21 protein-coding genes are annotated in these 23735 nt (G+C 74.0%); 10 read left to right on the top strand and 11 right to left on the bottom strand.

Features of this window, described 5'->3' with window-relative positions; all coding sequences use genetic code 11:
• Positions 1–41 precede the first annotated feature (41 nt).
• Positions 42–1244, top strand: a complete 1203-nt coding sequence (gene glgA, locus ACN27A_RS31490) for a glycogen synthase (RefSeq protein WP_421458095.1) — start codon at positions 42–44, stop codon at positions 1242–1244.
• A 30-nt stretch (positions 1245–1274) separates the two neighbouring features.
• On the opposite strand, the gene ACN27A_RS31485 is transcribed toward glgA, so the two are convergent.
• The 4 genes from ACN27A_RS31485 to ACN27A_RS31470 form a co-directional block, all read right to left on the bottom strand.
• Positions 1275–1730: a type II toxin-antitoxin system VapC family toxin gene (locus tag ACN27A_RS31485; RefSeq protein WP_421458094.1), complete on the bottom strand. Its 456-nt coding sequence runs from the start codon at positions 1728–1730 to the stop codon at positions 1275–1277.
• Positions 1720–1959, bottom strand: coding sequence for an AbrB/MazE/SpoVT family DNA-binding domain-containing protein (locus ACN27A_RS31480; protein ID WP_363621822.1), 240 nt, complete (start codon positions 1957–1959; stop codon positions 1720–1722). Before ACN27A_RS31480 ends, ACN27A_RS31485 begins: the two co-directional genes overlap by 11 nt.
• Positions 1960–2028: 69 nt before the next feature.
• Entirely contained in the window at positions 2029–3201 is a 1173-nt protein-coding gene (locus ACN27A_RS31475) for a helix-turn-helix domain-containing protein (protein ID WP_421458093.1), read from the bottom strand.
• Between the two features lie 16 nt (positions 3202–3217).
• A complete protein-coding gene (locus tag ACN27A_RS31470; RefSeq protein WP_421458092.1) occupies positions 3218–3415 on the bottom strand; it encodes a hypothetical protein in 198 nt (65 codons plus the stop codon).
• A 242-nt stretch (positions 3416–3657) separates the two neighbouring features.
• Between ACN27A_RS31470 and ACN27A_RS31465 the strand changes: the two genes are divergently transcribed.
• The 3 genes from ACN27A_RS31465 (at position 3658) to glgB (ending at position 8429) form a co-directional block, all read left to right on the top strand.
• The gene (locus tag ACN27A_RS31465; protein ID WP_121395625.1) at positions 3658–3885 is read left to right on the top strand and encodes a winged helix-turn-helix domain-containing protein; all 228 of its coding nucleotides are present in this window, start codon (positions 3658–3660) and stop codon (positions 3883–3885) included.
• A gap of 360 nt (positions 3886–4245) precedes the next feature.
• Positions 4246–6339, top strand: a complete 2094-nt coding sequence (locus ACN27A_RS31460; protein WP_421458091.1) for a maltotransferase domain-containing protein — start codon at positions 4246–4248, stop codon at positions 6337–6339.
• Positions 6327–8429, top strand: coding sequence for a 1,4-alpha-glucan branching protein GlgB (gene glgB / locus ACN27A_RS31455; protein ID WP_421458090.1), 2103 nt, complete (start codon positions 6327–6329; stop codon positions 8427–8429). Before ACN27A_RS31460 ends, glgB begins: the two co-directional genes overlap by 13 nt.
• Before the next feature lie 47 nt (positions 8430–8476).
• Here the strand turns inward: glgB and ACN27A_RS31450 are convergent, their stop codons facing one another.
• Together ACN27A_RS31450 and ACN27A_RS31445 are read right to left on the bottom strand one after the other, a co-directional pair.
• Entirely contained in the window at positions 8477–10513 is a 2037-nt protein-coding gene (locus tag ACN27A_RS31450) for a family 10 glycosylhydrolase (protein WP_421458089.1), read from the bottom strand.
• A gap of 568 nt (positions 10514–11081) precedes the next feature.
• A complete protein-coding gene (locus tag ACN27A_RS31445) occupies positions 11082–12122 on the bottom strand; it encodes an App1 family protein (RefSeq protein WP_421458088.1) in 1041 nt (346 codons plus the stop codon).
• A 209-nt stretch (positions 12123–12331) separates the two neighbouring features.
• Here ACN27A_RS31445 and ACN27A_RS31440 point away from each other — a divergent pair, with 209 nt between their 5' ends.
• From ACN27A_RS31440 to ACN27A_RS31425, 4 genes are all read left to right on the top strand, one after another.
• Positions 12332–13951, top strand: a complete 1620-nt coding sequence (locus ACN27A_RS31440; protein WP_421458087.1) for a hypothetical protein — start codon at positions 12332–12334, stop codon at positions 13949–13951.
• Positions 13952–14012: 61 nt separating this feature from the next.
• Complete coding sequence (gene yaaA, locus ACN27A_RS31435) at positions 14013–14810, top strand: peroxide stress protein YaaA (protein WP_421458086.1); 798 nt, start codon at positions 14013–14015, stop codon at positions 14808–14810.
• 101 nt (positions 14811–14911) lie between these two features.
• Positions 14912–15586, top strand: a complete 675-nt coding sequence (locus ACN27A_RS31430; RefSeq protein ID WP_421458085.1) for a hypothetical protein — start codon at positions 14912–14914, stop codon at positions 15584–15586.
• Between the two features lie 137 nt (positions 15587–15723).
• On the top strand, positions 15724–16698 hold the full coding sequence (locus tag ACN27A_RS31425) for a TAXI family TRAP transporter solute-binding subunit (RefSeq protein WP_421458084.1): 975 nt from the start codon (positions 15724–15726) through the stop codon (positions 16696–16698).
• Positions 16699–16734: 36 nt separating this feature from the next.
• On the opposite strand, the gene ACN27A_RS31420 is transcribed toward ACN27A_RS31425, so the two are convergent.
• From ACN27A_RS31420 to ACN27A_RS31410, 3 genes are all read right to left on the bottom strand, one after another.
• Positions 16735–18195, bottom strand: a complete 1461-nt coding sequence (locus tag ACN27A_RS31420; protein WP_421458083.1) for an ATP-binding protein — start codon at positions 18193–18195, stop codon at positions 16735–16737.
• 9 nt (positions 18196–18204) lie between these two features.
• On the bottom strand, positions 18205–18861 hold the full coding sequence (locus ACN27A_RS31415; protein ID WP_132235788.1) for a response regulator transcription factor: 657 nt from the start codon (positions 18859–18861) through the stop codon (positions 18205–18207).
• Between the two features lie 141 nt (positions 18862–19002).
• Positions 19003–19314 (bottom strand): hypothetical protein, encoded by a 312-nt coding sequence (locus tag ACN27A_RS31410; protein WP_311412826.1) that lies wholly within the window; start codon positions 19312–19314, stop codon positions 19003–19005.
• Between the two features lie 114 nt (positions 19315–19428).
• On the opposite strand from ACN27A_RS31410, the gene ACN27A_RS31405 reads away from it, so the two are divergent.
• Together ACN27A_RS31405 and ACN27A_RS31400 are read left to right on the top strand one after the other, a co-directional pair.
• Entirely contained in the window at positions 19429–19767 is a 339-nt protein-coding gene (locus ACN27A_RS31405) for a DUF952 domain-containing protein (protein WP_311412825.1), read from the top strand.
• 159 nt (positions 19768–19926) lie between these two features.
• Positions 19927–20469 (top strand): acyltransferase, encoded by a 543-nt coding sequence (locus ACN27A_RS31400; RefSeq protein WP_151454371.1) that lies wholly within the window; start codon positions 19927–19929, stop codon positions 20467–20469.
• 57 nt (positions 20470–20526) lie between these two features.
• Here ACN27A_RS31400 and ACN27A_RS31395 read toward each other — a convergent pair whose 3' ends face one another.
• Both ACN27A_RS31395 and ACN27A_RS31390 read right to left on the bottom strand, forming a co-directional pair.
• Positions 20527–22272 carry a CDP-glycerol glycerophosphotransferase family protein gene (locus tag ACN27A_RS31395; RefSeq protein ID WP_421458082.1) on the bottom strand — a complete coding sequence of 582 codons (1746 nt, stop codon included), beginning with the start codon at positions 22270–22272 and terminating at the stop codon, positions 20527–20529.
• Positions 22273–22447: 175 nt separating this feature from the next.
• Positions 22448–23731, bottom strand: coding sequence for a nucleotide sugar dehydrogenase (locus ACN27A_RS31390; protein ID WP_421458081.1), 1284 nt, complete (start codon positions 23729–23731; stop codon positions 22448–22450).
• Positions 23732–23735: the final 4 nt, after the last annotated feature.

Raw genomic sequence — 23735 nt, 5'->3', positions numbered from 1 at the left:
CAGCCGGGTGCGGCGGCGCGTTCTGCACTAGGGTGCCGTTCATGAACGACTCCGCCGGGCTGCGCGTCGACCTGCTGACCCGTGAGTACCCGCCCGAGGTCTACGGCGGCGCCGGTGTGCACGTCGAGTACCTGGCCCGGGAGCTGCGCCGGCTCGCCGACGTACGGGTGCACTGCTTCGGCGCGCCCCGCACCGGGGCGGGCGTCACCGCGTACGCCGAACCGGCGGGCCTGACCGGCGCGAACGCCGCGCTGCGGACGATGGGCGTGGACCTGGAGATGGCGGCGGCGTGCGCCGGCACGGACGTGGTGCACAGCCACACGTGGTACGCCAACTTCGCGGGGCACACGGCGAAGCTGCTGCACGGCGTGCCGCACGTGGTGACCGCGCACAGCCTGGAGCCGCTGCGGCCGTGGAAGGCCGAGCAGCTCGGCGGCGGCTACGCGCTCTCCTCCTGGTGCGAGCGCACGGCGTTCGAGGCGGCCGACGCGATCGTCGCGGTCAGCGAGGGGATGCGGCGCGACGTGCTGACCGCCTACCCGGCGGTGAACCCGGACCGGGTCCGGGTGGTGCACAACGGCATCGACACGGCGCAGTACGCCCCGGACCACGGCACGGACGTGCTGGACCGGCTCGGCATCGACCCGGCCCTGCCCAGCGTGGTGTACGTGGGGCGGATCACCCGGCAGAAGGGCCTGCCCTACCTGCTGCGCGCGGCGCGGGACCTGCCGGCGGACACCCAGCTGGTGCTGCTCGCCGGCGCACCGGACACCCCGGACATCGCCGCCGAGGTGGAGGGCCTGGTGGCGGAGCTACGGGCGAAGCGCTCCGGGGTGGTGTGGGTCGCGGAGATGCTGCCGAAGCACGAGGTGATCCAGGTGCTCACCCACGCGACGGTCTTCGTCTGCCCCTCGGTCTACGAGCCGATGGGCATCGTGAACCTGGAGGCGATGGCCTGCGAGACGGCGGTGGTGGCCACCGCCACCGGCGGCATCCCCGAGGTGGTCGCCGACGGCGAGACGGGGCTGCTGGTCCCCGTCGGGCAGGCCACCGACGGCTCCGGCCGGCCGCTGGACCCGGACCGCTTCGTGGCCGACCTGGCGGCGGCGATCAACGAGCTGCTCGCCGACCCGGCTCGCACCGCCGACCTCGGCCGGGCCGGGCGGCGGCGCGCCGTGGAGCACTTCTCCTGGGACACCATCGCCGCCCTCACCGTCGAGCTCTACCGCTCGCTGCTGAAGTGAGCAGGTGAGGCGCCGGCTGGCCGAGCGGCCTCAGCTCGTCGGGGTGATCAGATCGAGCTTCGGGAAATAGGTGCGGTAGCGGGTGCCGTCGCGGGTGAGCAGCCGATACCCGCACACCGCCGCGTGCGCCCCGATGTAGAAGTCGGCGATCGGCGACCGCTTGACCCCTCCCTGGGAGCGGTATCTCGCGTAGGCCTTCCCGGCCAGGAACCCGGCCGGGTAGGGCAGTTCCTCGCGGAGGAAGTCCGCCGCCGGAAGCGCCTCGTCGAACTCCTCGATGGTGTCGAACCGCACGGAGACCTCGGCGTAGACGATCGGGTTGATCACGAGTGCGCCGGCGTCCCGGGCGGTCACGAGGGCATCGCTCGACCAGTCCGCCCAGTTCGGGTCCTCGGTGAAGATGTCGAGCAGCACGTTCGTGTCCACCAGCGTCGTGGCCGAGTCGGCGGGCCGCGGTGCCAGCGCGCGGAGTCGCTCACTCCCCACGTAGCAACTCCATCAGCTCATCGGTGGACATGCCACGGGTCTGCTTCGCACCGCCGCGACCGCGCATGTGCCGGACCAGGCGCTGGCCCCTGGTCTCCGCGCCGCTCACCCGGACGATCCGCAGCGCACCGCCCTCCTCCACGACGTCCACCTCGTCGCCCTCGTGCAGCCCGTGTCGGGCCCGCAACGCGGCCGGGATCGTGACCTGACCCTTGCTGTTGAGCTTCATGACGCCCCCTCTACCACGTAATACCAACGATACGTATCAGAAGTGGAATCGGGCAGGACATGCGGAACCTCAGGTGACGTGCAGGGCGGCGGCGAGGCGGGCCAGGCCGGCGGGAGCGGCGGTGGACCGGGCCACGACGGCGACGAGGTCACGCACCGCCGGCCGCTCGTGCACCTCGCTGTGCGCGGTGCGTTCGGCGTCCAGCACCGCCCGCCCCGCCTCCGGCATTGCGCCAGCGAGAGCGTGCACGCGGGCCACGTCGAGCAGGTACGCCGCCCGGTGCTCGGGCGGCAGCCAGCGCCACTGCTCACCGGAGACCAGCCGCTCGTGGCGTACCGTCGCCTCCGCCGCGTCCCCGACGGCGGCCTCGGCCACCACCCGCGCCGCCTCGACCGACGCCCGGCCGAAGCTTCCGCCGGCCGCTGCGATCGTCGCAGCCTGGTCGAGCAGGCTGGGAACGCGGCGTTCGTCGCCCCGCTCGGCGGCGGCGAGGGCGGCTTGGAGCAGCAACGTCTCGCGCAGCGACGAGCCACCGGCACCGCCCGGCGCCAGGGCACCCGCAGCCGACTCGCGCGGCGGGCAACGGCGCGCGGCCACGACCGCCGCCTCCATCGCGGAGCGCCGCCGGCCGACGGCCCGCAACGCCTGACTCAGCGGTACGGTCGCGACGGCGGCCAGCCGTGCGTCGTCCGTGGCCAACGCGACGGCCATCCCCCGGTCGGCGGCCAGCCACGCCAGCTCCCCCTGCCCGACCTTGACCAGCACCAGGGCGACGAGGCCGTACGCCGGCACCAGCACCTCGTCGGTGGCCCGGCCGGGGCGGGCGGCCTGCGCGTCGCGGGCGGCGTCGAGCAGACCGGGCAGCAGGTCGAGCAGCATCGGGTACCGGGCGTGCCGGTAGCTCTGCTCGGCGTGGTCGAGGCGGGCCCGCACCTGCGCGACGTCGGGCGGCCGGGACGACGCCTCGACGTGGTAGCGGGCCAGGGCGGCCCGGACCCGCGCCACGCCGGTCACGGTGACGTCCGGTTGTCCGATCCGCTCCGCGAGCAGCACCTCCGTATCGATCCGGAGCGCCTCGGCGACCTCCCGCAGGTTCGACATCCGTTCCAGCCTGCGTACTCCGCGCTCGACCTTGTCCACCCAGCTCTTGGACTTGCCCAGGCGGTCGGCGAACTGCTGTTGCGTCATGTTGCGCCGCACCCGCCACTGGGCGACCCGGCGACCCACCGGCAGCTCGTTCACCGTCGGCCCGTCCCGTTCACCGCAGGATCCCGACCGCGACGAGCACGAGTACGAGCAGCGCGAGCGTGAGGCCGCAGGCGTACTGGCGACGGGTGAGCGGCGCGCGCTGCGGGCGGGGCGGACAGGGCACCTGATCCCCGTCGGGGTGCCGGGCGCGGGCACCCGGGACCGGATGCGCCGCCGGCAGCGGCCCGTCAGGCGGACGCTCGTCCATCTGTGCCTCCTTGCGGGTGAATACGAAGCGTGTGGTCAGGACGAGGTGTGCGAAACATGCGGTGTGGGCCAGGGCGCGTTTGGCGGGAGCGGACATCCGGTTCCCTCGCCCGGCCCGGGGCACTCCGCTGCTGACGAGAGAACCCCTGCCATCCGAAGGCACTGCCTTCACAGTCAACAGAGCATGCACGGCGCGTCACTCCGGGTGCGAAGATCGGTTCGCTGACGAGAGGTGGCGCCACCATGCCGCAAGCACCGTTGTATGAGCAGATCATCGCCGATGTAACGGCCTCCATCCGCGCGGGCACTCTTCAGCCCGGTGACAAGCTGCCGTCTATCGCCGAGATGCGCGAGCAGTACCAATCGAGCGCATGGCCCGTGCGATACGCGCTGCGGATCCTGGAGGAGAGAGGCTGGATCGTGACCCGGCAGGGCAAGGGATCGTTCGTGGCGCCGGAACCGCCCGCCTGAGCCATGCCACTTCCCACGCAGCGAGCTCCTGCTTCCGAATGTCGGGATCCCGGAAGATCCTGGTAGGCAAGTGACCCTGGAGGGGCCGATTTCTACCAAGGCCTATAACGATCCGGGGCAACAGCAGGTCGTCGGCATCCTCGTTGCATGCTCCTCGGCGGGGCGGGGCGGGGCGGGGCGGCGGGGGCGTGATGAGCAGCGCACTCCGTTGGTCGGCATCGGCAGGCGGGCGAGTCGTTGACGACATCAGCTCGACAGGGCATCAGGAGCTGGTGCAGCCCGCCGTCCTCGCCGGGGGCCGGGGTGGAGAAGGGGACGCTTGGCCGCGCGCGAAAGGATCTCGCGCAGTAGGTTGAACCGGTGACTGGACGGTTCCCGATCGAAGACGTCTCCCCCGTCGTCTCCTGCGGTCGTTACCCGGCCAAGGCGGTGGTCGACGAGCCGGTGCCGGTGTCGGCCCGCGCCTACCGGGAGGGGCACGACGCGCTCGGCTGCAACGTGGTCTGGCGCGGTCCCGACGGGCGGACCCGACCGTTCACCCGGATGCGCCCCGGCGAGCCCGGGCAGGACCGCTGGCACGCGGTGATCCGCCCCGACGCGGTCGGCGAGTGGACCTTCACCGTCGAGGCGTTCCAGGACCCGTACCTGACCTGGCAGAACGCGGTCACCAAGAAGATCGCCGCTGGTCAGGGGCCGGCGGACCTGGCCAACGACCTCGCCGAGGGCGCCCGGGTGCTGACCGCGGCCGTGGAGCTGGTGCCGGCCGACGACGCGGGGCGGGTCCGCGCGGCGGTGGCGGCGCTGGACGACGCCGACAGGGAGCTGCCCCGGCGGGTCGCCCCCGCGCTGGAGCTGGCCGACCTGCTCTGGGAGCACCCGGTCCGGGAGCTGGTCACCACCGGCGCGGAGCACCGGCTGTGGGTGGACCGCAGGCGGGCGCTCTTCTCCGCCTGGTACGAGTTCTTCCCCCGTTCGGAGGGCGCCATCCCGGCGACGGTCGACGCGCCGGCGCGCTCCGGCACGTTCGCCACCGCCGTCGAGCGCCTGCCCGGCGTCGCGGCGATGGGCTTCGACGTGCTCTACCTGCCGCCGATCCACCCGATCGGCCGGGTCAACCGCAAGGGCCCCAACAACTCGCTGACCGCCGGGCCGGACGACGTCGGCTCGCCGTGGGCCATCGGCGCCGCCGAGGGCGGCCACGACACCATCCACCCCGACCTGGGTACGCCGGAGGACTTCCGCGACTTCGTCGCCGCCGCCGCCGAGCAGGGCCTGGAGGTGGCGATGGACCTGGCGTTGCAGTGCGCGCCGGACCACCCGTGGGTGACCGAGCACCCGGAGTGGTTCACCACCCGGGCCGACGGCAGCATCGCGTACGCGGAGAACCCGCCGAAGAAGTACCAGGACATCTACCCCGTCAACTTCGACAACGATCCGGAGGGCATCCGGGCCGAGGTCCTGCGGGTGGTGCTGCACTGGGTCGGCGAGGGCATCCGGATCTTCCGGGTGGACAACCCGCACACCAAGCCGTTCGACTTCTGGCACTGGCTGATCGCCGAGGTGAAGAAGGTCGACCCGGACGTGCTCTTCCTCGCCGAGGCGTTCACTCGGCCGGCGATCATGCACGGGCTGGGCAAGATCGGCTTCACCCAGTCGTACACGTACTTCACCTGGCGCACGTCGGCGGCGGAGATGCGGGCGTACTGCGAGGAGCTGGTCGAGGCGGCCGACTACATGCGGCCCAACTTCTGGCCGAACACGCCGGACATCCTGCACGAGTCGTTGCAGCACGGCGGCCCGCCGATGTTCAAGATCCGGGCGGTGCTGGCCGCACTGCTCTCCCCCTCCTGGGGCATGTACGCCGGCTACGAGCTGTTCGAGCACGTCGCCCGCCCCGGCGCGGAGGAGTACCTCGACAACGAGAAGTACGAGCTGCGCCCCCGGGACTGGTCCGGCGCGCAGGCGCAGGGCCGCTCCCTCGCGCCGTTCATCGCGGTGCTCAACCGCGTACGCCGGGAGAACCCGGCCCTGCACCAGCTGCGCAACCTGGTCTTCCACGACATCGACAACCCGGCGCTGCTCTGCTGGTCCAAGCACGACCCGGACACGGGCAACACCGTGCTCGTGGTCTGCTCGTTCGACTCGCGTGAGGTGCAGTGGGGCAACACCACGCTGGACATGCCCGCGCTCGGCCTCGACTGGCACGACCGGTTCACGGTGCGCGACGAGCTGACCGGCGCCAGCTACGACTGGGGGCAGCGCAACGCCGTGCGCCTCGACCCGTACCTGCAACCGGCGCACGTGCTGACGGTGCGGCGACCCGCGCCCGGTGCCGGCCCCGCGCCGGCGCAGGCGGCGCCGGACCTGACCGTCGAAGACGTCCCCGACGACCTCTCGGGCGGCACCGCCCCCACCACTTCCGCCCAGAAGGACGACGCCCGATGGACCAGTTGATCGCCGGCGCCACGCACGACCCGCACGCCGTCCTCGGCGCGCACCCGGCCGACGGGCGCACGGTCGTCCGGACGCTGCGCCGGGACGCCGCCGACGTCGCCCTCGTCGTCGACGGCGAGCGGCACCGGATGCGGCGGGTGCACGACGTCGGCGTCTTCGAGGCGGAGGTCGCGGGCGAGGTGCTCGACTACCGCGTCGAGGTCGACGGCCGGACCCACGACGACCCGTACCGCTATCCGCCCACCCTGGGCGAGCTGGACCTGCACCTGATCGGCGAGGGCCGGCACGAGCGGCTCTGGGAGGCGCTCGGCGCGCGGGTCTTCGACGAGGGCGTGGCGTTCACCGTCTGGGCGCCGAACGCGCGCGGGGTGCGGGTGGTCGGGGACTTCGCGGGCTGGGCGCCGGACGACGGCTGGCCGATGCGCTCGCTCGGCGGCAGCGGGGTGTGGGAGCTGTTCGTCCCGGGCGTCGGGGCCGGGGCCCGCTACAAGTACCGGATCCTGGGCGCCGACGGGCAGTGGCGGGACAAGGCCGACCCCATGGCGGCGTACGCGGAGGTGCCGCCGGCCACCGCGTCGGTGGTGCACCACTCGACGTACGAGTGGGGCGACGCCGACTGGCTGGCGCGGCGGGCCCGACGGCAGCCGCACCAGGAGCCGATGAGCGTCTACGAGGTGCACCTCGGCTCGTGGCGCCCCGGGCTCAGTTACCGGGAGCTGGCCGAGCAGCTGACCGCGTACGTCACGGAGCTGGGCTTCACGCACGTGGAGTTGCTGCCCGTGATGGAGCACCCGTTCGGCGGCTCCTGGGGCTACCAGGTCACCGGCTACTACGCGCCGACGTCCCGCTTCGGCGACCCCGACGAGTTCCGGCACCTCGTGGACGCGCTGCACGCCGCTGGCGTCGGCGTCATCCTGGACTGGGTGCCGGCGCACTTCCCCAAGGACGAGTGGGCCCTCGGCCGCTTCGACGGCACCGCCCTCTACGAGCACCCCGACCCGCGCCGGGGCGAGCACCCCGACTGGGGCACGTACGTCTTCGACTTCGGCCGCCCGGAGGTGCGCAACTTCCTGGTCGCCAACGCGCTCTACTGGTGCGACCAGTTCCACGTCGACGGGCTGCGGGTGGACGCGGTCGCCTCGATGCTCTACCTGGACTACTCCCGCCAGGAGGGGCAGTGGCTGCCCAACCGGCACGGCGGCCGGGAGAACCTGGAGGCCATCGCGTTCATGCAGGAGGTCAACGCGACGGTCTACAAGCACCACGCCGGGGTGACGATGATCGCCGAGGAGTCCACCGCCTGGCCGGGGGTCACCCGCGCCACGGCCGACGGCGGGCTCGGCTTCGGCTTCAAGTGGAACATGGGCTGGATGCACGACACCCTGCTCTACACGTCGAAGGACCCCGTCCACCGGCAGCACCACCACCATCAGCTCACGTTCTCCCTGGCGTACGCCTGGAGCGAGAACTACGTGCTGCCGATCAGCCACGACGAGGTGGTGCACGGCAAGGGCTCCCTGGCCGGCAAGATGCCCGGCGACACCTGGCAGCGCCTGGCCAACGTACGCGCGCTGCTGGCGTACATGTGGGCGCACCCCGGCAAGCAGCTGCTCTTCATGGGCTGCGAGCTGGCCGACGACCGGGAGTGGAGCGAGGAGCGGGGCCTCGACTGGTACCTGCTGCACGACCCGGCCCGCGCCGGGGTGCAGCGGCTCGTCGGCGACCTGAACCGCGTCTACCGGGACACCCCCGCGCTGTGGGCGCAGGACACCGAGCCGGCCGGCTTCCGCTGGATCGCCGGCGACGACGTCGCCAACAACACCGTCTCGTTCGTCCGGATCGCCCCCGACGGCGCGACCCTGGTCTGCGTGGCGAACTTCTCCGCCCTGCCGCTGGAGGACTACCGGATCGGACTGCCGGCCGGCGGCACGTGGGCGGAGGTGCTCAACACCGACGCCCACCACTACGGCGGCTCGGGGGTCGGCAACCTGGGCGCCGTGCACGCCGAGGACGTGCCGTGGCACGGGCTGCCCGCCTCGGCGGCGCTGCGGGTGCCCCCGCTCGGCGTGCTCTGGCTGCGCCGCGACTGACCGGGTCGTTCCCCGGGACGTCAGGGCGCCCCGGGGAACGAGCGGGCTCAGAGGCGGGTGATTCGCACCGCGTCGGCGACGACGTACCCCTGGGTGCTGGTCCAGCGGCTGACCCCGACGACCTGGCGCGTGCCGGCGGCGAGGTCGTAGGTGCCGAGCACGCGCCACTGTCCGCCGCCGCTGCGCTGGTCGACGGTGGCGGTGACGTTCCCGTTCGCCGTCGCCACCAGGTGCGGGGTGGCGCTGTTGTAGCCGGGGTCGGCCGGGTACCAGACCTCGACCCGGTACGAGCCGGCTGCGGGCAGCGTCGCGGTGAACCAGGCCGGGTCGCTGACCGCCTGCGGGTTGGCGAACCGGTAGTTGGCCCCGTAGCGCGCCGGGAGGTACGACGACGTGCCCCAGGTGGTGGCGGCCGTGAAGCCGCCGGCCGTGGCGTTGTCCACGATCACGCTGAACGTACCGCCCGTGCCGGTGACCACCCGCGCGTTGCTGGCAACGCTCTCGTGGTGCAGCCTGTCCAGCGCCGTCACCAGGTAGCGGTACGTCGAGCCGGCCGCGGCGGTGGCGTCGGTGAACGTCCCGGTGCCGCCCGAGGCACGGACCGTGCCGAGCAGGTTGCGGGCGTCGGCCAGGTCGCAGGCGTCGACCGCGCCGTCGCCGGGCAGCCGGTACACCGCGTACGCGGCGGTGCTGCCGGTGGCGCCGCGCTGCCAGGTGAGGGTCACGCCGCCGGTGCCGCGTACCGCCGAGGTGAGGTTCGGAGCGGCGGGCGCGGCGCCGCCCACCCCGGCCGGCGCCAGCGCGGGCCGGCGGTAGTGGTCGGTCGCCGTCCGGGAGACGGCGCCGATGCGGTCCGCGCGGACGTCCTTGGCGCTGAAGTGGATGTCGCCGACGATCCTCGGGTAGCTGCGGTTCAGCGTGAGGTGGTCGGTCAGCTCGGCCGGGTCCTGCCAGGCGGCGTCCTGCCCGGACGCGCCGGCGCGGTAGGTGGCCTGCCCGACGAGCAGCTGCACGTCGGTGCCGGTCACGGTCTCGGACCACCAGCGGACCAGCTCCGCGTAGTCGGCCGCCGGGTGGCCGATGTGCCAGTAGATCTGCGGGGCGATGTAGTCGACCCACCCCTGCCGCACCCAGCGCCGGGTGTCGGCGTAGATCGCGTCGTACGACTGGAGGCCCGTGGTACGCGAGCCGAGCGGGTCGGTGCCGGCGTTGCGCCAGATGCCGAACGGGCTGACGCCGAGCTTCACCCACGGCTTGGCCGCCCGGATCTTGTCACGCATCTCCCGGACCAGCAGGTTGACGTTGTTGCGCCGCCAGTCGCCGATGGTGCTGAAACCGGCGCCGTACTGGGCGTAGGTGGCCTGGTCGGGGAAGGCCACCCCGCTGACCGGGTACGGGTAGAAGTAGTCGTCCCAGTGCACCGCGTCGATGTCGTAGCGCTTGACGGCGTCCATCATCGCGTCCTGCACGAAGGCGCGGACGGCGGGAATGCCGGGGTTGTAGTAGATGTGTCCGCCGTAGGTGACGGTCCAGCCCGGGTTCTTGCGGGCCGGGTGGCTGGCCGCCAGCTTGGTCAGGTCGGTGTGGTTCGCCACCCGGTACGGGTTGAACCAGGCGTGGAACTCCAGGTTGCGGGCGTGCGCCTCGGCCACCATGAAGGCCAGCGGGTCGTAGCCGGGGTTGCCGCCCTGGGTGCCGGTGAGCCACTGCGACCACGGCTCGTACGTCGACGGCCAGAACGCGTCGGCGGCGGGGCGGATCTGCACGACGACGGCGTTCATCCGCCGCTGCGTGGCCAGATCGAGCCAGCCCCGGTACTCCGCCTGCTGGGCGGCGGGGGTGAGCCCGGTGCGGCTGGGCCAGTCGATGTTGGCCACGCTGGCGATCCACATGCCGCGCAGCTGCCGCTTCGGAATGGCGGGGTCGGTCACGCAGGCCGCCTGGGCGGCGACGGGGACGGTATCCGACGCGGTCCCCGGCTCGGCGGGCGGGGCGGCGGGGGCGGCCGTGGGGAGGGCCACGCCGAGCGCCAGCGCCGCCACCAGCGCAAGCCCGGACAGGTATCGACCATAATCTCTACGCACGAAAAAGATGTTCAATGTTGCCGGCTTGTTGCGCAAGTATCCTTCACAATTTTTCGCCCCGCGAACCTCGCCCCGGGGCCGGACGAGAGAACCCGATGACGCGCCGACCACGGTGCGTGACCATCCAGCCAAAGAGCCCCGATTCTCACCCCGCGTAATCGGCACTTGCCCTGCGGAAAGGTAAGAACTCCCAACCCGACACCAGAAACGGGCGCTACAGGGCACTTCGCTCATTCCGCCAGGGAAACCTCAATGCCTCCGCGCGCACTTTGCTCTGCAGCCATATACGCGCCACTAACGCAGCGTGCCTGGTGCCGATATGGCTGCAGAGCAAAGCGAGCGGAGCGGAAGTAGCCGGAAGGAGGATTCGACCACTCTGCGTAACGTTCTTCGCTGTGACGGCCGCCAAGGAACGCTTCCCCCCGAGGGCGCGCCGCTCCGGGCGAAGTAGGGCGCTCCGAGCGAAGCAGGCTCCCCCGCCACCCGTTTGCCCGCAGCCGCCCGCAGCCGCCCGCAGCCGCCGGCAGCCGTAGCCACCCGCAGCCACCGCCTGCCGGCAGCGGCGGCGTCAGACGAGGCCGGCGTCGCGCAGCAGCTTCCACAGGCCGGCGCCGTCGGGCGCGGAGAGCCACTTCTGCCCCACGGGCCCCGCCGACGACTCGCCGGCCGGGGTGGGCAGGCTACCGGCCAGCACCGCCTGTGTGGGCGAGAGCCGGCGGATGCCCACACCGGCCACGTTCTCCGGGTGGGCGGCGGCGAACTCGCGATAGATCTCCGGGTCGTGCTGCCCGTCGTCGCCAACCAGCAGCCACTTGACCTCGGGGAACTCCTTGGCCAGCCGGGCCAGGGTGACCCGCTTGTGCTCCCGCCCGCTGCGGAACCAGCGGTCGGCGGTCGGTCCCCAGTCGGTCAGCAGCAGCGGCCCGGCCGGGTAGAGGTGCCGGGACAGGAACCGGGTCAGCGTCGGCGCCACGTTCCAGGCGCCCGTGGAGAGGTAGAAGACCGGGGCGCCCGGGTGCGCGGTGACCAACCGCTCGTAGAGCACCGCCATGCCGGGCACGGCGTTGCGGGCGTGCTCGTCGAGGACGAACGTGTTCCAGGCGGCGAGCAGCGGCCGGGGCAGCGCGGTGACCATGACCGTGTCGTCGATGTCGGAGAGGATGCCGAAGCGCACCTCCGGGTCGAGGATGCGCACCGGCGCCTCCACCGGCTCGGCGTCCGGCAGACTGATCCGCACCGAGCCCCAGCCGGGCGGCAGGTCCGCCTCGACCACGGCGTCGACGAACCCGCTGCGGTCGGCCCGCGCCTCGTGCCGTTCCCCGCCGGCCTCGATGGTGACCGTGACGTGCTTGGCCGGCAGCGTGGTGAAGCTGCGCCACCCGCGCACCTTCTCCAGCCGGCCGCGCTGGCGGGTGTCCGGCCGGCCCAGCAGCACCCGGCACATCACCCGCACCCAGCCGGGCGCGCCGTAGCCGGTGTACGCGATGACGTTCGTCCGCCAGCCGGTGCGCCGCAGCCGGCGCTCGACCAGCGAGTGCACGGCGTCCTCGATCCGCGCGGCCCGGTGCAGGTTCGGTACGGCCAACTGGCCGGCGGCAGTGGGTGGCACGCCAGCAACCCTGCCACAACCCGGCCACCTCGGCCACGCGAGGCGATCTTCCCCCGGCCGGCGGAGGGCCCGACGCCTTCCCCGGCCGCCGGGAGGCCCGACGTCGTGCCCGCCGTGGTCCGGCGGATCGTCCGCGCTGCGCCGATCCGCCCCGGCCGGGCCCGACGGCGTGAAACACTCCGGTCGGGACGACGACGGGGGCGTTGGTCGTGTCGCAACCAGTGCGCAAGCGTGGGCGGTGGCGCCCGCAGCTCGACCGGCCGGCGCTCGTGGCGCTGCTGTTCGGGCTCGCCGGGGTCGGCTACCGGCTGGTCCTGACCCTGCACACGGTGCCCGTGTCCAACAGCGACGAGGCGACGTTCGGGCTGGCCGCGCTGCACATCGCTCAGGGCCGCGAGCTGCCGGTCTTCCTCTACGGGCAGCGTTACATGGGGGTGCTGGAGTCGTACCTGGCCGCGCCGCTGATCGCGGTGGCCGGGCCGGGGTGGCCGCTGCTGCGCCTGCCGCTGCTGCTGCTCTACGCCCTCTTCCTCTGGCTGATCCACCGGCTGACCCGGCGGATCGGCTCGCCCTGGTTCGCCACCGGGATCGTCGGCCTGCTGGCGCTGGGCGGGGAACGGGTCGTCCGGGACCAGCTGACCGCGGTCGGCGGCCGCCCGGAGGTCAAGGTCGCGGTGCTGCTAATGCTGCTGATCGCGGTGGGACTCGCCCGGGGAACGGTGCGGCACCGCCGGCTGGCCGTCGGGCTCTTCGGTCTGCTCGCCGGGGTGTCCGTCTGGTCGGACTGGCTGATCCTGCCCTACCTGGCGGTGGCCGCGCTGGTGCTGGCGTGGGTGGCCCGCCGGGAGCTGCTCGGTTGGGCCGGGGCGCTGCTGCTGGCCGGGTTCGCCGTCGGGATCGCGCCGATGATCCGGGACAACCTGCTCGCCCCGCCCGGCGAGGACTCGCTGTCGGTGTTCCGCGAGATCAGCACCAAGGCGGGGCCGACGCCGCCGTGGTCGCGGCGCCTCGACGGCGGGCTGCTGGAGGGGGTGCCGCTGGCCGCCGGCCTCTGTCCGGTGGACGGCTGCGCCCGCTGGCAGGGCTGGTTCGGGCTGCTCTACCCCGTGCTGCTGGCGGTCGCCGCCGCGCTCGCCGTCCTCGCGTACCGCCGGGCCGCGGGCGCCCCGCGCGGCGAGCGGGTCGGCCCGGTGGTGCACCTCGCGCTGGTCGTCGGCGCGGCGCTGACCCTGCTGTCGTACGTGCGCAGCCCCCTCGCGGCCACCAGCCCCCTGGACAACGCCCGCTACCTGTCGGTGCTCCAGCTCTCCCTGCCGGCGGTGCTCTGGCCGCTCTGGGTGGCGGCGGTCGCCTGCTGGCGGGGCACGGTCGGCGCGTTCGGCCGCCTGGCCGGCGCGCTGGCCACCGCCGTGCTCGCCGCGCTGGCCGCGACCACGCTGGTGGTGACCGTGCTGTTCGCGGCCACCGGCACCGGGGCGTCCCGGACCGAGGAGCGGCAGGCCCGCGAGCTGGCCGACACGCTCCGCGCTGGCGGCCCCCGCGAGGTGTACGGGGACTACTGGACCTGCAACCGGCTGATCTTCAACACGGCCGAGGCGGTGGTGTGCGCGGTGCTCGACGGCGACCTCACCCCCGGGCAGAACCGCTATCCCGCGTACTGGCGGCAGGTGGGGCGGGCCGACCGGCCCGGGTACGTGCTGGAGGCCGGCTCGGCGGCGGAGCGGCGGCTGCGCCGGCTGCTGGGCGACCGGGCCGACGCCGCGCTGGTTGCCGACGTGGGCGGGTATCGCGTGTACCACCCCCGGACGCCGGTGCGGCCGTGGCGGTAGGGCCGGCCCGTACGCTGGCTGGACCGGCGCGCGGACGCCGCGCCGAGCCGAGGAGTCACCGATGCTCATCCTGCTGCCGCCCTCCGAGGGGAAGGCCGACGCCGACACCGGCCGGCGGCTCGACCTCGCCGGGCTCTCCCTGCCGGAGCTGACCGGCGCCCGGGAGGAGGTGCTGACGGCGCTGGTGGCGCTCAGCGCCGACGGCGACGAGGGGGCGGCCCTGGCGGCGCTGGGGATCAGCGAGGGCCAGCGCGGCGAGTTGCGCCGCAACGCCCGGCTGCGGGTGGCGGCCACCGCGCCCGCCGGCCGCGTCTACACCGGGGTGCTCTACGAGGCGCTCGATCTCGCCTCGCTGCCGGCGACCGCGCAGCGGGCCGCCCGCCGGTCGGTGCTGATCAGCTCGGGGCTCTGGGGCGCGGTACGCCTCACCGACCGGATCCCGCCCTACCGGTGCCCGATCGGGGCGCGGCTGCCGGGGCTCGGCGCGCTGTCGGCGTACTGGCGGCGGGCGCTCGCGCCGGCGATGGCCGCGGCGGCCGGCGACGGGCCGGTGCTCGACCTGCGCTCCGGCGCGTACGCGACCACCTGGGCGCCGCGCGGCGAGGTGGCCGACCGTACGGTGACCGTCCGGGTGCTGCACGAGCGGGAGGTCGACGGCGTGCCCGTCCGGTCGGTGGTGAGCCACTTCAACAAGGCGACCAAGGGCCGGCTGGTCCGGGACCTGCTGACCGCGGGCGCCCGGCCGCGTACCGTCGGCGGGCTGCTGACCGCGCTGCGCGACCTGAAGCATCCGGTGCTGGAGCAGCCCGCCCCGCCCGGTCGGCCACGCCAGGTCGACGTGATCGTCACGGAGCTGTAGGACAGCCGCAAGATTTCCTCAAGGCTGGGGCCGATCGGTTTCCCCGGCGGCGTCGAGCGACCACGGTAGAGGGACCCCGACGCCGACAAGGAGTGCCCACGTTGGCTCCCGAACAGATCCTGCTCGATCGGCCGCGCCTGCCCTCGACGCCGCCGCCGTTGGACTGGTCCACCCTGGCCGACGCGTTCGAGGCCGCCTGTCTGCTGCGCTGCACGCCCCCGCCGGCCGTCGTCGGCACCCGCCGGCCAACGGCGGAGCACCGGCCCCCGTCGGTGGAGTTCAACCGGGAGGAGGCGGCGCACCGCATGCGTCAGCTCCTGCACCGGCTGGACGTCCCCATCGAGCACGAGGTGACCGTGGGCGGCCTGCGCCGCCGCTTCGAGCTGCACCGGCTCTCCGTGCCGCACCAGCACCGGCCGGCGTACGCGAGGACGCTGGAGGCCGGTTGGCGGCAGGGCCGGCGCGAGCTGCTGGGCGGGCCGGTCCCGGGCGCGTCGACCGTACGGCGGGCGTGGCGGCCCCGGCTGGCCGCCGCCGCCTGGCGGGCCGCCCTGCTCGCCGGTGGGCGGCACGTCCGCCGGCACATCCTCGGCGTCCGGATCACCGACCGGGAACTGGCCGCCATCCTGGTACGCGGGGCCGCCCTGCTGGACGTTCCGGCGCTGCTGCGCCCCGGCACCGGCTGTTACCTGGTCTGTGTCGCCGACGGCCCGGACCGTCAGCGGATCCTGCACAGCACCGCGCTGGATCCCGCCCACCTGCGCGTGCGGTCCTGATTGCCGGATGAGCACGTCCGGCGGCGCTGCGGACCGGGCGCGTACCGCAGCGAGCTGACCATCGTCACCGACCCGCCGCCGGGTTCCTAGCCCGGTCGGTGGGCGGCGGGTTGCGGCGACGGCCCGCACGGCGCAGAGTGCAGCGCGTGAGTCGCACCGGGTTCCGCCGTGTCCGCCCGCGCCGTGTCCGCCCGCCGGCGCTGCTGGCGCTGCTGCTGGTGGTGGCGATGCCCGGCGTCGCCGGCTGCCAGGACGATCCCGAGCCACCGGTACGGATCCGGATCGCGACCGGCAGCCCGACGGCGGTCTACCACGCCTTCGGGCAGTCCCTGGCCGCCGTGCTCAACCGGGAGCTGCCGGACGTCCGGGCCAGCGTGGTGGTGACCGCCGCCTCGGCGGAGAACGTCCGGCTGGTCGGCTCCGGCGAGGCCGAGCTGGGTTTCACCCAGGCCGACGTGCTGCCGGCGGCACCGGCGACGCACCCGTCCGTGGTCGCGGTCGCCCGGGTCTACGACGATCTGCTGCACCTGGTCACCACCGCCGGCGGTCCCGTCCGCACCCTGAGCGACCTGCGCGGGCGGCGGGTGTCCGTGGGCGCGCCCGGCTCCGGCACCGAGATCACCGCCGTCCGGCTGCTGGAGGTGGCCCGCCTCGGTGGTGACCGGGTACGCCAGGAGCACCTCGGCCTCGACGACTCGGTCGCGGCGTTGCGGGCCGGCACGATCGACGCGTTCTTCTTCTCGGGCGGGCTGCCGGTCAGGGCGCTGGAGCAGCTCACGGACGACAGCGCGACCCGGATCGTCGACCTCGGCGAGTGGACCGGGCCGCTGCGCGAGAGCAACCCGGAGGTCTACGTCTCCCGGGACATCCCCCGCTCGGTGTACGGCACCGACCCGGTGACCACGGTGGCCAACCCGAACTTCCTGATCGTCCGGGCCGACCTGCCGACGCCGCTGATCCGGGAGGTGACCCGGCTGCTGATGGAACGCCGCCAGGAGTTGGCCGCCGCGCATCCGGCCGCCGGGCGGATGAGCCCCCGCTCGGCAATCGCCACCGCCCCCCTGCCGCTGCACCCCGGCGCGGCCGACTGGTACCGCGCCGCCAAGCCCTGACCCCGCGGCACCCTCGCGCCCGCCGCCAGGCCCGCCCTACGGCACGTCAGCGGGGTTAGCGGCGGCGTCGGCGAGGGTGGGGGCGGCGTCGGCGCGGGCGAGGGCGGCGGGGCCAGCGTCGGCGGGGGCGGCGGGGGCGGGGAACCAGAGGCCGGCGACCAGGCCGCGCGGCTCGCCCCCGCGCATGGTGAGCCGCCCGTCCGAGGCGTCGACCAGCACGGCGACGATGGTGAGGCCCAGCCCGGCCCCGTCGATGTTCTGCACCTCCGGGGCCCGCCAGAACCGCTCGGTCGCCTGCCCGAGCTGGCTGGCCGTCATGCCCGGCCCGGTGTCGCGGACCTCCAGGGCGGTGCCGTCGCCGTCGTGCCGGACGGTCACCGTCACCTCGCCACCGGCGTCGCTGAACTTGACCGCGTTGTCGATCAGCGCGTCCAGGGCCTGGTCGATGGCGGTCGGCACGGTCCGCGCGTACGCCGGGGCGTCCCCGGCCACCAGCCGGAGGGTGATGCGGTGGTGCCGGGCGAGCGGCTCCCAGGCGGCCACCCGGGACGCGGCGACGGCCGCCGCGTCGACGGTGACCCGCTGGTTCTCCCGCCGCTCGGCGCGGGCCAGGGTCAGCAGCGCGTCCAGCACGAGGGCCAGCCGGTCGGTCTCCTCCAGGGCCAGTTGGTGCTCGGCACGCCCGTCCGCGTCGGTGAGGCTCGGGCCCAGCTCCTCCACCCGCAGCCGCAGCGCGGTCAGCGGATTGCGCAGCTGGTGGCTGGCGTGGGCGACGAAGGCCCGCTGCCGGTCCATCACGTCGGAGACGACGTCGGCCATGTGGTTGAAGCTGGTCGCCAGGCGACGCAGCTCCGGCGGGCCGAGCCGGTGCTGCACCCGCGCGCCACGGTCCCCCTCGGCGATCTCATGGGTGACCGCGTCCAGCTCGGTGACCGGGCGCAACACCCAACCGGCCAGCCCGAACGCGGTCAGCACGCAGGCCAGCACGGCGAGCAGGCCCGTTCCGGCCAGCGCCAGCCACCAGACGGTCACGGCCCGCCGGACCGGATCGGCGGGGGTGGTGATGACCACCGCCCCGAGCACCTCGCCACCGTCGTTGATCGGCACCGCCACGACGATCGGCCCGTCGACCCACGGCCAGACCGAGTCCGGCCCGCTGGCCTGCTGGCCGGAGAGCGCCATGTCCAACGCCTCGCGGGAACCCGGGGCCATCCGCCAGCTCCCGGAGGCCGCCACCGTCCGACGCTCCCGGTCGACCACCGCCGCGCCGATGTCGTACAGGGCGTCGTAGCTGCGCAGCTCGTTGGCGAGCGGGCCGGGGGTGCCGCCCCGCAGCGCCGGGCCGGCCAACGAGGCGAACCGGGTGGCGTCGGCGAGCCGGTCCGCGCGTACCCGGTCGGTCTCCCGGTTGGCCAGGGTGACCGCCAGCGGGGTCTCCAACGCGATCAGCACCAGCACCATCAACAGCAGATAGCTGATCACCAGCCGACGTCGCACGGCGTCCCCTCACTCGCCGCGCAGGCGGTAGCCGACCCCGCGTACGGTCTCCACCAGGCCGGGGTCGCCCAGCTTGCCACGCAGCGAGCCGACGTGCACCTCGACCGTGTGCCCGTCGCCCCAGGTCGAGCCCCAGGCGTCGAGCAGGATCCGTTCCCGGGCCACCGCCACGCCGGGCTGCCGGGCCAGGGAGAGCAGGACGTCGAACTCCTTGCGGGTCAGCGCCACCGGCCGGCCCCCGACGGTGACCGTCCGGGCGGCCACGTCGACGCGTACGGGCCCCACCTCGATCAGGTTGCGTTCCGGCACTGCGTGCGCCGCGCGGCGCAGCACCGCCTCGATGCGCGCCTGGAGTTCGGTCATGGAGAAGGGCTTGACCACGTAGTCGTCCGCGCCGAGCCGAAGGCCGAGCACCCGGTCCCGTTCCTCGCCCCGGGCGGTCACCGCGATGATGCCGAGCTGGCTGCTGCGCCGCCGCAGCTCCCGGCACAGGTCGGTGCCGTCCCCGTCGGGCAGGGTCAGGTCCAGCAGCACCAGGTCGCAGGGGGCCGCGCAGAGGGCCGCGGCGACGGTCGCGGCGTGCTCCACCTCGTACCCCCGGCGGGTGAGGGCGGAGGAGAGCGCGGCGGCCACCCGGCGGTCGTCCTCGACCAGCAGGATGCGCACCCGGGGCCCCCATTCGTCGGTCCGTCGACCCCGAATGGTGGCAGAAGTACGCCCGCGACGGGAGGCCCGGTCCCGCGCCGACCCGGCACCAGCCCCGTCGGCGCGCCGGCGCCGGGGCGCCGGTGGTGCTCGACCGGCAGGTCAGAGACCGAAGACCTCGTCGGCCGTGGCGTCGCGGACCCCGTCGACGAAGCCCCGGAAGCCGGGGTCGTCGTGGCTGGCGGGCACGCTGGTGACGATCTCGCCGGTGGCCTGGGTGACCGCGTCGACCAGGGGCGGATAGTCGATCTCGGCGTCCGGGAGGGTGTCGTCGTCCGCCTGGCCGAGGTTGATCACGTGCTGCACGTCCTCGGTCGGGGTGTCCGGGTCGCCGGCCCACTCGCCGCCGGCCCGGTGGCACTCGTCGTACAGCGCCCGCTGGCTGTCGGTCCAGTCCTCGTCGTAGCTCTCCATCGCCATCCCTCCGCGACCCGCTGCCCCGAGCATGCCCGGCGGCGGCGGGCACCGGGGCGGTACCGGGAAACCGGGACGGCCGCCGGGGCGACCGGCCGCGCGTAGGCTGCCGGGGTGATCTACAAGCTCCTCACCACCACCGAGTGGGACGACGCGCTGGCCGCCGGCCACCTGGACGGTACGGCGCTGGACCGGCAGTCCGGGTTCATCCACCTCTCCGGCGCCGACCAGGTGGTCGGTACGGCCCGGCGGTACTTCGCGGGCGCCACCGGGCTGACCCTGCTGACGGTGGACCCGGACCGGCTGGGCGACGCGCTGCGCTGGGAGCCGTCGCGCGACGGGGCGCTCTTCCCGCACCTGTACGGCCCGCTGCCGGTGCCCGCCGTGGTGGCCGCCGACGCGCTGCCGGCGGACCTGCCGGTCGCCGACGCGGTGGCGGCGCTGCTCGCCTGACGGGTCGCTATGCTACGCCGAGTCCGCTCCCCCGGCCTCGCCCGCGCGTCCCGGGGCGGGTGTGGCAGAACCGGTCCGCGCGATCGACGCCCGCCCGGCGTACGCCGACGCGGATCACCGACGGCGCGACGCCGCGCCCCGAGCCATGCGAGTTGAAGGATGACTGACAGCAGTTCCCTGCCCCCCTCCGTCTTCGTCCACCCGACGGCCGACGTCGAGGAGGGTGCCCGCGTCGGCGACGGCACGAAGGTCTGGCACCTTGCCCACATCCGGTCCTCGGCGCAGGTCGGCGCCGGCTGCGTCATCGGCCGCAACGTGTACGTCGACGCCGGCGTGACGGTCGGCGACCTGGTCAAGATCCAGAACAACGTCTCGGTGTACCAGGGCGTCACCATCGAGGACGAGGTCTTCGTCGGCCCGTGCGCGGTCTTCACCAACGACTTCCGGCCCCGGGCGCAGAATCCGGACTGGACGATCACGCCGACCCTGGTCCGCCGGGGCGCCTCGATCGGCGCCAACGCCACCCTCGTCTGCGGCATCGAGGTCGGCGAGTACGCGATGATCGCGGCCGGGTCCGTGGTGACCCGGGACGTGGCGCCGTACCAGCTCGTCGCCGGCAACCCGGCGCGCCCGAAGGGCTGGGTCGACGAGCGCGGCGAGGTCGTCTCGCGGGACGTGGAGAACCCGCCGCAGCGGGGCTGAACGGACGACGCGGGGGCGGTGACCGGCACCACCGGACACCGCCCCCGCGTCGACGCGTCAGCCGCAGAGCCGGTCGATCTCCGCCCGGAACCGGTCCATCGCGTTCGGCTCGTCCGGGCCCAGCAGGTACGTCTTCAGCTCCCGACGCGCCTCGGTCATCGGGTCGTCACCGGCCCGGGTCACCGCGACGATCTTCGGCAGTTCCCCGCAGTCCGCACCGAGCAGGTACGCGGCCCGGGCGGTGGGGTACCGGCGGCGGAACTCGTCCTCGGGCAGCCCGGCCGGGTTCGCCACGACGTACGGCCGCTGGCTCTGCATGAAGTCCGAGACGACGCTGGAGATGTCGCTGACCAGCAGGTCGGTCTGGTTGAAGCAGTCGAACAGCCCCGGCGCCCGGCCGGTGACCACGAGGTGCGCGTCGCCGGCGAGCGAGGTCGCGTCGCTCTGCCCGCCGGCGGCCCGGATCCGACGGACGATCCGGTCGTTGGCCGACCGGGCCTTGGCCGACCGGCTGCCGGTGAGCGGGTGCGGCTTGTAGATCACCCGCACCCCGGGGGTCGCCAGCAGCCCGGCGACGATCCGCTCGCCCATCAGCACCACGGAGGTGTGGTAGACCTCCTCCTCCAGCCAGCCCTCCCAGGTCGGGGCGTAGAGCACGGTGAACGGCCGCTGCGTGGCCGTCGAGCCGAAGGTGTGCACGCCGGCCAGCTGCGGCCGGCCGATCTCGACGATGTCGCGGTCGAGCACGCCGACGCCGCTGAGGGCGTAGCGTTCCCGCCCCGCCGGACCGGCCACCCAGACCTCGTCGTACACCTTGCTGTAGGGGTTGACGCTGGCCTGCTTGTCGCTGTCGCCGTGGCCGACGAAGACGTGCTTCACGCCCGGCTCGCGCAGCAGGTGGATGTTCGCGCCGACGTTCGCCACGTAGAGGGCGGCCCGGAGGCTGCCCAGTTCGAGGTTCATGAAGTCGGTGCCGGCGGGTACGCAGACCACCGGCAGGCGGGTGTCGGCGAGCGCCCGGAACGCCTCCTCCTGGCGCATCAGCACCACCGCCCGCCGGCCGGTCGCCTCGACCGGGGCCAGCCACATGTTGGCCTGGTAGACGTCCTTGACGGGGCCGGCGAAGTAGAGCGCCAGGTCCGGCTGCTCGCGGGCCAGCCAGCTCTGCACCGCCGGCAGCGCCGAGGTGGCCCGGCCGCGCCCACGCAGCCAGGTCAGCGCGAGCACGGCGGCGACCAGCGCCCCCGCCACCAGGGTGACCGCCGCGGTGAGCACCACCGGTGCCACGTCGTCGGCCAGCACCGCGACCACGGCCGCCGGCACCAGCGCCAGGTTGAGCAGGGGCAGCCGGTCGCCCTCGACGGCGACGGCCCAGGCCGGCGGCCGGGGCGCCCCGGAGGACCGCCCGACCTCGATGTTGCGGACGAAGGCGACGGCGGCGGCGCCCCGCTCGCCGAGGCGCGCCAGCACCCCCGTGCCGAGGGCGAGCGCCAGCAGCGCCGCGGGCAGCAGCAGCACCAGGACCAGCGCCGTCGGGCCGGGGCGGACCGCCGTCACGATCAGCAGGACGACCGCCAGGTCCCGGGCCAGGTGCCGGTACAGGCTGCCGATCCCGGCCTTGTCCAGCAGTTCCCCACCGGCCGGCCGGCGCAGCAGGGTGAGTTCACCGGCGGCCACGGCCAGGCCGGCGACCGCGAGGGGGATCATCCAGCCGAGGGCCCCGGCCAGCACCATGACGGCGTACGACAGCAGTAGCGTGCCGATGAGGCCGGCGTCCGGCTGCCTGCGCAGTTTGCTGAACAAAGACACGCTCCCCTATCGATCACCGGCGAATCCGGGCAGGTGCGACCTTAACGTGGCATGTCCTTCGAGTATTGCCGGGGTGTCGCGCGGCCCACCAGCGGGCCACGGCGGCACCCCGCTCGACGCGACGGGGCCCCGGCCGTTGTCGACCGGGGCCCCGTGACGCGACGGCGGATCAGCCGCCGATGACCACCCGCCGCACGCCGGCCCAGCGGGCCGGGTCGGTGACCCGGCGGCCGTCGACCAGGACGGTCACGCCGGGCAGGTCGGCGGGGCTGAGGGTGCGGTACTCCGCGTGGTCCGCCTGCACGACGGCCGCGCCGAGCGGCTCACCGTCGTACGGCGGCAGGCCGTGCGCGGTGAGTTCCTCGGCGGTGTACATCGGGTCCGAGACGTACGGCCGGGCACCCCGCCGCCGCAGCGCGTCCACGGTCGGGAAGACACCGGAGAAGGCGGTCTCCTTGACCCCGCCCCGGTAGGCGGCGCCCAGCACCAGCACCCCGACGTCGGTCAGGTCGCCGTAGGCGGCGGCGAGCAGGTCCACCGCGTACTCCGGCATGGCCGCGTTGGCCTCGCGGGCCGAGCGGACGACGGTGGCCGCCGGGTCGTTCCACAGGTACATCCGGGGGTAGATCGGGATGCAGTGCCCGCCGACCGCGATGCCCGGCTGGTGGATGTGGCTGTACGGCTGGGTGTTGCACGCCGCGATGACCTTGGTGACGTCCACGCCGACGGTGTCGGCGAAGCGGGCGAACTGGTTGGCCAGCCCGATGTTGACGTCCCGGTAGGTGGTCTCGGCCAGCTTGGCCAGCTCGGACGCCTCGGCGGAGCCGAGGTCCCAGACGCCGTTGGGCTGCTCCAGGTCGGGCCGCTCGTCGAAGTCCAGCACCGCCTCGTAGAAGCGCACGCCGTGCTCCGCCGACGCCTCGTCGACGCCGCCGACCAGCTTCGGGTAGCGGCGCAGGTCGGCGAAGACCCGCCCGGTGAGCACCCGCTCGGGGCTGAAGACCAGGTGGAAGTCCTTGCCCGCGGTCAGCCCCGAGCCCTCCTCGAGCATCGGCGCCCAGCGGTTACGGGTGGTGCCGACCGGCAGGGTGGTCTCGTAGCTGACCAGGGTGCCGGGCTTGAGGCCGGCGGCGATGGCGCGGGTCGCGTCGTCCATCCAGCCGAAGTCCGGCACGCCCTCGGCGTCCACGAAGAGCGGCACGACCACCACGACCGCCTCGGACTCGGCGACCGCGGCGGCGGTGTCGGTGGTGGCGCTCAGCAGCCCGGCGGCGACGGTCTCCTTGAGCTTGACGTCCAGGTCGGTCTCGCCCGGGAAGGGCACCGCCCCGTCGTTGACCAGCCCGACGACCCGCTCGGAGACGTCGGCACCGATCACCCGGTGGCCCTTCGTGGCGAACTGCACGGCGAGCGGCAGACCGATCTTCCCCAGCGCGACGACGCAGATGTTCATGGAA

Source organism: Micromonospora sp. WMMD737 (assembly GCF_049179055.1).
GTDB lineage: Bacteria > Actinomycetota > Actinomycetes > Mycobacteriales > Micromonosporaceae > Micromonospora > Micromonospora reichwaldensis.
This window is presented reverse-complemented; position numbering and strand designations above follow the sequence as displayed.

Coding starts and splice junctions, on each gene's coding strand:
- glgA (WP_421458095.1), top strand. CDS start 42: ATGAACGACTCCGCCGGGCTGCGCGTCGACCTGCTGACCCGTGAGTAC.
- ACN27A_RS31480 (WP_363621822.1), bottom strand. CDS start 1,959: ATGAAGCTCAACAGCAAGGGTCAGGTCACGATCCCGGCCGCGTTGCGG.
- ACN27A_RS31470 (WP_421458092.1), bottom strand. CDS start 3,415: ATGGACGAGCGTCCGCCTGACGGGCCGCTGCCGGCGGCGCATCCGGTC.
- ACN27A_RS31465 (WP_121395625.1), top strand. CDS start 3,658: ATGCCGCAAGCACCGTTGTATGAGCAGATCATCGCCGATGTAACGGCC.
- glgB (WP_421458090.1), top strand. CDS start 6,327: ATGGACCAGTTGATCGCCGGCGCCACGCACGACCCGCACGCCGTCCTC.
- yaaA (WP_421458086.1), top strand. CDS start 14,013: ATGCTCATCCTGCTGCCGCCCTCCGAGGGGAAGGCCGACGCCGACACC.
- ACN27A_RS31410 (WP_311412826.1), bottom strand. CDS start 19,314: ATGGAGAGCTACGACGAGGACTGGACCGACAGCCAGCGGGCGCTGTAC.
- ACN27A_RS31400 (WP_151454371.1), top strand. CDS start 19,927: ATGACTGACAGCAGTTCCCTGCCCCCCTCCGTCTTCGTCCACCCGACG.
- ACN27A_RS31390 (WP_421458081.1), bottom strand. CDS start 23,731: ATGAACATCTGCGTCGTCGCGCTGGGGAAGATCGGTCTGCCGCTCGCC.